The sequence below is a fragment of the Jatrophihabitans sp. genome (assembly GCF_036388195.1).
Lineage (GTDB): Bacteria > Actinomycetota > Actinomycetes > Mycobacteriales > Jatrophihabitantaceae > Jatrophihabitans_A.
The window spans coordinates 1-8178 of the sequence record NZ_DASVSG010000113.1 but is presented as its reverse complement, the minus strand read 5'-3'; the positions used below and the strand labels follow the sequence as shown (position 1 = coordinate 8178).

Sequence of the window (8178 nt, the reverse complement as noted above, 5' to 3'; positions counted from 1 at the left end):
CGGCAGCAGCTCGACGCCGGTGGGCAGCACCGGATCGGCATCGGCGGCCCCGAGCCCGTCCCAGCCGGCGGCGGCGGCAACCTCGGAGAGCAGCGACGACACTCGCGCCAACGTGGCGCTCGCCCTCGGCGCCGTCGGGGTGCTGCTCGGCGGCATCGCGCTGGCCGCCGCGCTCCTCGGCCGGCGTCCCACCCGGACCTGACCGCCCGTTACGGCCGGGCCAGCAGCAGCTCGAAGATCGCCGCCTCCAGCGACCGGCCGAGGTCCAGCGCCTGCAGCTGCGACAGCCGGATGGTGAGCGGCGCGGGCGCAGTGGCCGCCTGGTAGGCGCGGGTCTTGACCTCGTAGGACAGCTGCGCCCGGTGCGCCAGCGCGAACAACCGATCCTCGACATCGTTGGCGGCCAGCTGCGGCCGTTCTCCCAAGTTCACCCGGATGGTCGCCGAGACCGGCACGTCCGCGATCCGGACGCTGACACGACGCCCCGCCTGCCGGGTATCGGCGGGGACGGCGGCGCCGTCCACCGTGACCGCGGGCTCGCCGGCAGCCTGGTGGGCGAGGAAGGTCAGCGTCCAGCTGCGCCGGTCGGGCAGGCAGATGGTGTTGCCCTGAACCGGGCCGATCTGGAACACCCCCGTGTCCTGGTCGAAGGCCAGTGGGGTGGTGGCCCAGCGCCGCGGGTTATCGCCGGGGCCGATCCCGTCGTCCTCGACCAGCTCGAAGGAGCCGTCCGCCCCCACCACTGCCAGCACCTCCAGCTCCTTGGGGTTGGCGGTCGAGTTGCCGGGCGACTCCACGGCGTCCAGGGGGATGATCGCGCCGGCCCGGGCCAGCACCGGGATGCCGTCCGGCCCGCGGTGCAGCCGCAGCTCCCGGCCGCCGTCGTAGACCAGCTCGGTGAAGATATCGACCCAGGCGCCCGGCGGCAGCCAGGCGGTGACGGCGCCCAGCAGCAGCTGCCGGTCGGCCGGCGTCGTGATCGGGGCGACCATCAGCTGGCTGCCGAAGGCGTACTGGTTGCGAGCCCGGTAGGCCTCCTCCGCCCACGGGTGCTCGTAGTACATCGGGGTCACCAGCGGCACGCCCTGGTGCGCGGCCCGGTGGTTCATGGCGTGCAGGTAGGGCAGCAGCCGGTGTCGCAGCCGCAGCGCGCTGGTCATCGCCTGCTGCGCCTGCGCCCCGAACTGCCAGGGCTCCTTGCTGGTGAACGGGCTGAGCACCGAGTGCAGCCGGTTGATCGGCGAGAACACCCCGAGCTGCACCCACCGGGTGGCCAGCTCGTCGTCCTTGATCCCGCCCATGTGACCGCCGATGTCATGGCTCCACCAGCCGTAGCCGATATTGGCCGCGGTGGCCGTGAACTCCGGCTGGAAGTCCAGCGAGGCCCAGGTGGTGATGGTGTCGCCGGAGAAGCCCACCGGATACCGGTGGCTGCCGGGCCCGGCGTACCGGGAGAAGGTCAGCGGCCGGCGGCCGGTGCGGGCGCTGTCGAGGAAGTGGAAGTGGTTGAGCATCCAGAGCGGGTCGATGCCGGCGATCCGGCTGTGCGGCCCCTGCTGCCAGTCCAGCCACCAGAAGTCGACGCCCTGCTCCTCCAGCGGCCGGTGCAGGATGTCGAAGTAGGCCTGCAGGAACTTCGGATCGGTGACGTCGAAGGCGACCGGACGCTCGCTGGCCGGGTCGATCCCCATCGCCTTCGCCATCGCCGGATAGGCATCCTCATAAGCGCGGACGCCGTCGGCGGGGTGGTCGTTGAGGGTCACCATCAGCCCGCGCTCGTGGAGTTCGCGCAGGAATGCCGGCGGGTCCTCGAACAGCTCGCGGTTCCAGGTGTAACCGGTCCAGCCGCTGCCGTACTTCGGATCGATGTCGACCAGGTGCCAGTCCATGTCCAGTACCGCCACCGAGAACGGGATCCCCTCGTCGGCGAAACGGTCCAGCAACGCCAGATACTCTGTGGCACTGTATCGGTGATAGCGGCTCCACCAGTTGCCCAGCGCCCAGCGCGGCAGCAGCGGTTGCGGCCCGGACAGCGCGTAGAGAGCCCGCAGCGCCTGCGGGTAGTCACGCCCGTACCCGAAGACGTAGAGGTCCTCGGCGTCGCTCGGACGCGGGCTGACCCAGCCGTCGGCCTCCAGCAGCGGAGTCCGCGAGTCGTCGATCACGGCATAGCCGTTGCGCGAGAGCACCCCCGGTTCCAGTGGCAGCCGGCCGTCGATCATGTCCAGGGTGCGGGCGGTGCCGCCGAGGTTGCCGTCCCCGTCGGCCGGCTGGTCACCGTAGCGCCAGACGCTGTGCCAACTGCTCACCCCGCCGCGAACCTGCACGCTGAGTCCTGAGGTGGAGAACGGGCCACGGTCATAGACCAGCTGCAGCCGGTCGGTGAGGATCTCCAGATGGGAATCGGTCTCGACGACCTCGAAGGCCGGCACCGGCAGTTCCCGGTTGATCGCGAAGGCCGAGGCCCGGTCCTCGAAGGCGCCCTCGGCAGAGCGCTCCAGGCGCACCAGGCCGTCGGCCAGCACGGTGATCCGGAAGTCCGGACCCTGCACGATCGCCCGCGGGTCAGCGACCGGGCGGCTGTGCAGGCGGTAGCGCTGATCCATCCGTTCTTTCTACCCGACGCCATGGACGGTCTTGACGCCCACGCGGCGCTCTGCATCTGCGCGGCCGGCGGCTGATCACAACTGCCTTTCATTTCAAGGCTGTTCGCTCTTCATTGGTTGTCTTGGGAGGTATCCGGGCGCAGACTGGAACGGGTGAACTCCCAGGACCGGTGAGAAAGTCGCTGCGGATCGGGCGTTGGCCCCACGGGGATCAACCATGCGTTTGTTCGATGTTCGGCTGTGCCAGGCAGCCATGTTGGCGCTGGTCGTGGCGGTGACCGGATGTGGGAGGTCTGTTACTTCGACGTCCCCGGATCGGGTCCCCGCTGCGGCAGCCATTCTCGGCCCTGCGGAAGCCGGCGCGGCACAGGCTGAGTCCGATGCCGACCCCCTGACCGGCCTGATGGATGCGGCCGGCGCCTTCCCGCCGCGGCCCACCCCCGCGCCGGCGAGCGGTGGCTCGGCAGCACAGGGTGATTCTGACGCGCACGGCGGTTCCGCTGCGCTGGGTGGGTCGGCGGCGCTGGGCGGGTCGGCGGCGCTGGGGGGCTCAGGAGCATCCGGAGGCTCGGCGGCCCAGGGTGGCTCGGCGTCCGGCCCGCCCGAATCCATCCCTGGGACGGACGCCGCCATCCAGCGCTGGTTCCTGGACAACGGCGCGGTGAAGGTCAGGTTCAATGACGCGCTGCTGCAGGCGTGGAAGGCGGTGGCAGCGGGGGACGCTGCCGGCTGCCGAGCGCTTGATGCCGGCATCCGGGCGCTGGCGGCCGTCCTGCCCGCGCTGGAACGGCTCTCCCCCGCCGGGCAGAAGCTGGCCACGGCGATTCGCACTCCGTTGACGACCTTCGCCGCCGCGGCGACCGCCTGCCTGGCCAAGGATTTCGCCGCCGCCGCGATCGCGCTCGACTCGGCCGCCGTCCAGCAGGCGGTCGCTCAGGAGACCGTCGACGAGATCCTGGACGGTGAGGTGTGACCGCGTCCGGCCGCTATGCCGTGAGATCGCGCCGAGCCGGCCGCATGCGACTGGCCGGCCCAGTGCGCGCCGTCGCCGGTCGTGCCCTGGGTTGCGCCGTGGCGGCGTTGATCCTGCTCGTCCTCGCGGTGAGCGCTGGGCCGACGACCGCCTCCGGCGCGAGCCTGACGCTCACCGCGGTGGCCGATGCCCATGTCCGTGCTGACCAATCCGGGACGAACTTCGGCACGGCAACCCAGCTGGCCAGCAACGGCTCCAGCACGACGACGATGATCAGCTACCTGCGCTTCGACGTAACGGGGCTGTCAGGGCCACCGGCCTCGGCGACCCTGAGCTATTACAGCCGATCCACCGGCACGACGAGGACCGCCGTCCGGCTGGTCACCGGCGACTGGAGCGAGGACACCCTGACCTACGCCACCAAGCCGGCCTACGGGGCCGCGATCTCGACCACCGCTGCCCTGACCGCGGGCACCTGGGCGAGCGCGGACGTCAGCTCGGTGGTGACCGGCAACGGCAGCTACTCGTTCGCGCTGACCACCACGGCCACGGCTACCCGCTACGCCGACAGCCGGGAGACGGCGAACCCGCCGCAGCTGCTCGTCACCGAAAGCACCGGTCCGACCACCGTGCCACCGTCGGCATCCACGTCGGCAGCCCCTTCGGATTCGGCGATCGCGACGCCACCAGCCACTACGGCAGCGCCGGGCGCCACCTCGGTATCGGCGAGTTCCGCCACCAGTCCTGTGCCTTCCGAGCCGGCCAGCGGATCATCGACACCGACCAACCCGGGCAGCTCCTCCGGCGCGTCGACCACCGCTCCGACGACCACCGCTCCGATGACCACAGTCCCGTCCAGCACGGCCACCTCGACGGCAGCTCCGTCCACCACGGCGCCGTCCTCGACGTCGGCCGCATCCAGCTCCACCACGCCGACCGCGTCGGCCAGCACCAGCACAACCAGCACCAGCGCGACCAGGACCCCGACCACCACGGCGACCACAGCCACTGCCACGAAGACCACCACGGCGACTACAGCCGCCACGTCGAAGACCACCACCAGCCCGACTCCGACCGCGACCACCACCGCGCCGCCGCCCGCTGATCCGGTCGTCGCTCTAGCCGGTGACATCGCGTGCGATCCGGATGACGCCGATTTCAATGGCGGTGTGGGGACCACCGGGCATTGCCACATGAAAACAACGGCAAACCTGACGCAGGGCATGAAGCCCGCAGCCGTGCTCACGCTCGGCGACCATCAGTACAACTCCGGCAGCTCCAGCGATTTCCTCGCCTCCTACGACAAGTCCTGGAACGTGGTGAAGAGCCTCACCCGCCCGGTGGTGGGCAATCATGAGTACGGCACCAGCGGAGCCGGTGGCTACTTCGGCTACTTCAAGACCAGCGCCACCGGCGGGTCGAGCTGCCTGTCGAACTGCCGCGGCTACTACAGCTTCACTCTCGGCAGCTGGCACATCGTGGCCATCAACACCGAGTGCACCAGGATCGATGGCGGCGCCGGCTGCGCGACCGGGTCACCTCAGGAGGTGTGGCTGAAGAATGACCTGAGCCAGCACCGCAACCTGTGCACGCTGGTGTTCGGCCACCGGCCGCGGTGGAGCTCCAACAGCTTCGCCAGCGCCGACATCGCCCCGCTGGTCAATGACATGGTGGCGGCCGGCGTCGACGTCTATGCCGCCGGACATTCCCACAGCTACGAGCGATTCGCTCCGATGAGCGCTTCGGGCGCCGCCTCGTCGACCGGGATGACCGAGATCGTGGTCGGAACCGGCGGCTCGTTCTACACCGGGTTCGGAACGGTCGTGCCCAACAGCTCGGTCCGCAAGTCCAACGTCTTCGGGGTGCTGAAGATGACCCTGCGCGCCAGCAGCTACACCTGGTCGTTCGTCGCCGATCCCAGCACCCCGTTCACCGACTCCGGCTCCCGCAGCTGCCACTGAGCCGGGCCCTGGCGCCGAGGTTGCTCAGAATGGTCAACAGCCGATGCTGGAGCTAGCGGTCCACGCCTGGCCGATCGACGGAGCGGTCGTGCCGTCCCCGCCCCAGGCCCGGGAGTCGACAAGCAAGAACCCGGCGCGTACCAGTTCAGCCTCGACATGGGGACCGAACGCGAGGATCCGCTCGGCGGAGAGCTCGCGGCGGACGCTGCCGTCCGGCCTGCGCTGCTCGATGTAGATGTTGAAGACGTGGCCCGGAGGATCCTCGGTGGCGAGGAAGCCCTGCGTGATGTTCAACGGGCCATCCGGATGGGGCATGGATCGTGCGAGCACGTGGGGCTCCCGGTGGCCCTGCATCGGTGGTTCGGCGTCGAAGCACAGGACACCGTCGGGGGTGAGCGCAGCGGCCAGAGATGCCAGCCATGCCTGCCCACCGTCGGCGAGGAAGGTGGGGAACATGACGGCGGAGACGACGATGACGTGGTATTTGCGCTCCCAGTGGGTCTGCAGCAGATCCGCCTGGCCCACGCTTACCCTGCCCTCCACCCCCGCCGAACGCAGCCGCTGCTCCAGATGGCGGAGCATCGCCCCTGACCGATCAACGGCGTCGATCGGGTGTCCCGTGCGGGCGAGCCGCACCGTCGCCTGCCCCGTTCCGCATCCGAGCTCGAGGACGCGCCCGGGGCGGCGGGCAATCTGTTCGAGGAAGAAGGCGAGGTCGGGCTCGCTCTCCACTCCGGCTGCGGTATAGACATCGGCGAACAGGCCCTCGTAGAGACTGGTGACGCAGACATGTGATGGCGACGACGCCGCCAGCGCGGCGAAGATGCCGAAGAACGGTTGATCCGCCCTCACGTGGCCAAGGAGGGTTGCGCTGTGGTGGCCATCCGTAGGGCCGGGCCGCGGGCATCATCGGGCGGGTTGGCCAGCTGTTCGATGATCGCGTCGCGGATGGCATGCGTGATCTCGTCCTGAAACCACGCCCACTGCCCGCTCGGGTTGACCTCGAGGTACACATACTCCCCGTCCGGGCGTCTGATCAGGTCGACGGCGCCGAAGCGCAACCCGAGGTCGCACACCAGGTCGCGCAGTGACTGCTCGATGTCCTCCGGCAGTCGGTACGGTTCCCACGTCAGCTCCGTATCGACCCGCCAGTCCAGGGCGCCGGTCGAGGAGGACTGCGAGTCGACCCGGGCGGCGAAGACCTGCTCGCCGACCACGGTGGCGCGAACCTCGTAGGCCTTGGGCACGTAGCGCTGAAACAGGCACGGCGTGACCGCCACATGGTCGAGTCGCTCAAGTGCCTGCGAATCCACCTTCTCCGTCTGGAATGCGGTCAACTGGCCGTCGTGGGTGAACAGCAGCATCGACGACAGCCGCTTGTAGATCGTCGGTTGCCCATCTGCGTCGGCCTCAAGGAACGCCCTTGCCTCCTCTGGGCGGTTGGTCACCAGAGTCTCCGGGATCCGCAGGCCGTGCCGGCCGGCCGCCTGCAGCTGAACCAGCTTCAGGCTTGCGACAGACTCTGCGTGCGGCCGGTTCATCCACATCGCAGGACTCGCCACGAGCATTCCGCTGAACCCTTGCCGGGCCTCGGCCCGCGCGAAGGAGTCAGTGTCAGGTGTCATCTCCTCGGCGAACGAAAACTCCCGCGGTCGCCGATACCAGACCGATCGCAGGCTGCTTACCTGGACGTCAGCGTCCGGGGTATGAAGGATCGCCTCTAACTCGCCGCCGCGCCAGCGAGCCGTCATCTGGTCCGGATGCGGGAAGTGCGCGGTGTCGAACCGGACCGCGGGCAGGCCCATCTCGCGCAACCGGTCGAGCACGACATCGGCCGTGGGGTCGGGATCCTGGGTGAGGACCAGGATCGCCTCACGGATGAGCGGCACGCTCACCGGTCGTCTGCGTGTACGTCGACGGGCCAGATGCCACGGCAGGCGCTCGGGCCGGCCTCGATCTCGGGCCCACGGCAGAACCTCATGTCAACCTTCAGCGGCATCTGCACCGCATTGCCTCCTGGGGTTGCTCGAACTTGGCGGCGAACGGCGTGGTCTCGGTCGTGCCCATGGTTATCGAAGCTTCTCTCGGGGTTAGGAATGCGCGCGTGTGTGCGGGCACCCGCACACACGCGCGCGGACTGCTACCGGTCGTCCAGGCTGCTGTCGTCCGACCTGCCGCCGCTCCTCGTGGTGGTGTCGGTCGCAAAGCTGGCGACGATCACAGCTCCGTCCCCGGACACCGGGAAGCTGGTCTTCGCAACGAACCGCGCGAACGGGATCGCCCGGCTCGTCGGCGCTTCGCCTTTGCCGCTTACCAGCTTGCCGTGATCGTCACAGAACCGGATCTCGCCGTTCATGACCGGACGCTCCCGCTCGGCCTCGCCGGGACGCTCCAAGGTGGATGCGAAGGGACTCATATAGCACTCAGCTCCTTATTGGTATGAGAACGACATTTGGTGCACTAAAGCTACACCCGTTGAACCTGCTTAAATAGTGCCCATCAGAACTAATTCCTAGCCTGTCGCGACAACCGAAGGCGTCCCTGTGGGCCACACCCTCTACGAGATCCAGACGGCTGGCCTAGACCGCTCCCGGCGCGATCTCCCGCGAGCGATCACTGCGGCGCTGCGACTGATCTG

General features: G+C 69.1%; 7 protein-coding genes and 1 pseudogene. 3 read left to right on the top strand and 5 right to left on the bottom strand.

Going from position 1 to position 8178, the window contains the following annotated elements; all coding sequences use genetic code 11:
- Nucleotides 1–209 precede the first annotated feature (209 nt).
- A complete protein-coding gene (locus tag VF612_RS11670; RefSeq protein ID WP_408660023.1) occupies nucleotides 210–2606 on the bottom strand; it encodes a glycoside hydrolase family 31 protein in 2397 nt (798 codons plus the stop codon).
- A 217-nt stretch (nucleotides 2607–2823) separates the two neighbouring features.
- On the opposite strand from VF612_RS11670, the gene VF612_RS11665 reads away from it, so the two are divergent.
- Entirely contained in the window at nucleotides 2824–3579 is a 756-nt protein-coding gene (locus tag VF612_RS11665; RefSeq protein ID WP_408660022.1) for a hypothetical protein, read from the top strand.
- A 44-nt stretch (nucleotides 3580–3623) separates the two neighbouring features.
- Nucleotides 3624–4127 (top strand): annotated as a pseudogene (locus VF612_RS11660) (DUF7594 domain-containing protein); the annotation flags it as partial.
- A gap of 11 nt (nucleotides 4128–4138) precedes the next feature.
- Here VF612_RS11660 and VF612_RS11655 read toward each other — a convergent pair.
- Nucleotides 4139–4711 carry a hypothetical protein gene (locus tag VF612_RS11655; protein ID WP_408660025.1) on the bottom strand — a complete coding sequence of 191 codons (573 nt, stop codon included), beginning with the start codon at nucleotides 4709–4711 and terminating at the stop codon, nucleotides 4139–4141.
- Nucleotides 4712–4772: 61 nt separating this feature from the next.
- Between VF612_RS11655 and VF612_RS11650 the strand changes: the two genes are divergently transcribed.
- A complete protein-coding gene (locus tag VF612_RS11650; RefSeq protein ID WP_408660024.1) occupies nucleotides 4773–5540 on the top strand; it encodes a metallophosphoesterase family protein in 768 nt (255 codons plus the stop codon).
- A gap of 33 nt (nucleotides 5541–5573) precedes the next feature.
- On the opposite strand, the gene VF612_RS11645 is transcribed toward VF612_RS11650, so the two are convergent.
- The 3 genes from VF612_RS11645 to VF612_RS11635 form a co-directional block, all read right to left on the bottom strand.
- A complete protein-coding gene (locus tag VF612_RS11645) occupies nucleotides 5574–6392 on the bottom strand; it encodes an SAM-dependent methyltransferase (protein WP_408660021.1) in 819 nt (272 codons plus the stop codon).
- Entirely contained in the window at nucleotides 6389–7435 is a 1047-nt protein-coding gene (locus VF612_RS11640; RefSeq protein WP_408660020.1) for an MvdC/MvdD family ATP grasp protein, read from the bottom strand. The genes VF612_RS11645 and VF612_RS11640 overlap by 4 nt, the downstream gene beginning before the upstream one ends.
- A gap of 245 nt (nucleotides 7436–7680) precedes the next feature.
- The gene (locus tag VF612_RS11635) at nucleotides 7681–7956 is read right to left on the bottom strand and encodes a hypothetical protein (RefSeq protein WP_408660019.1); all 276 of its coding nucleotides are present in this window, start codon (nucleotides 7954–7956) and stop codon (nucleotides 7681–7683) included.
- Nucleotides 7957–8178: the final 222 nt, after the last annotated feature.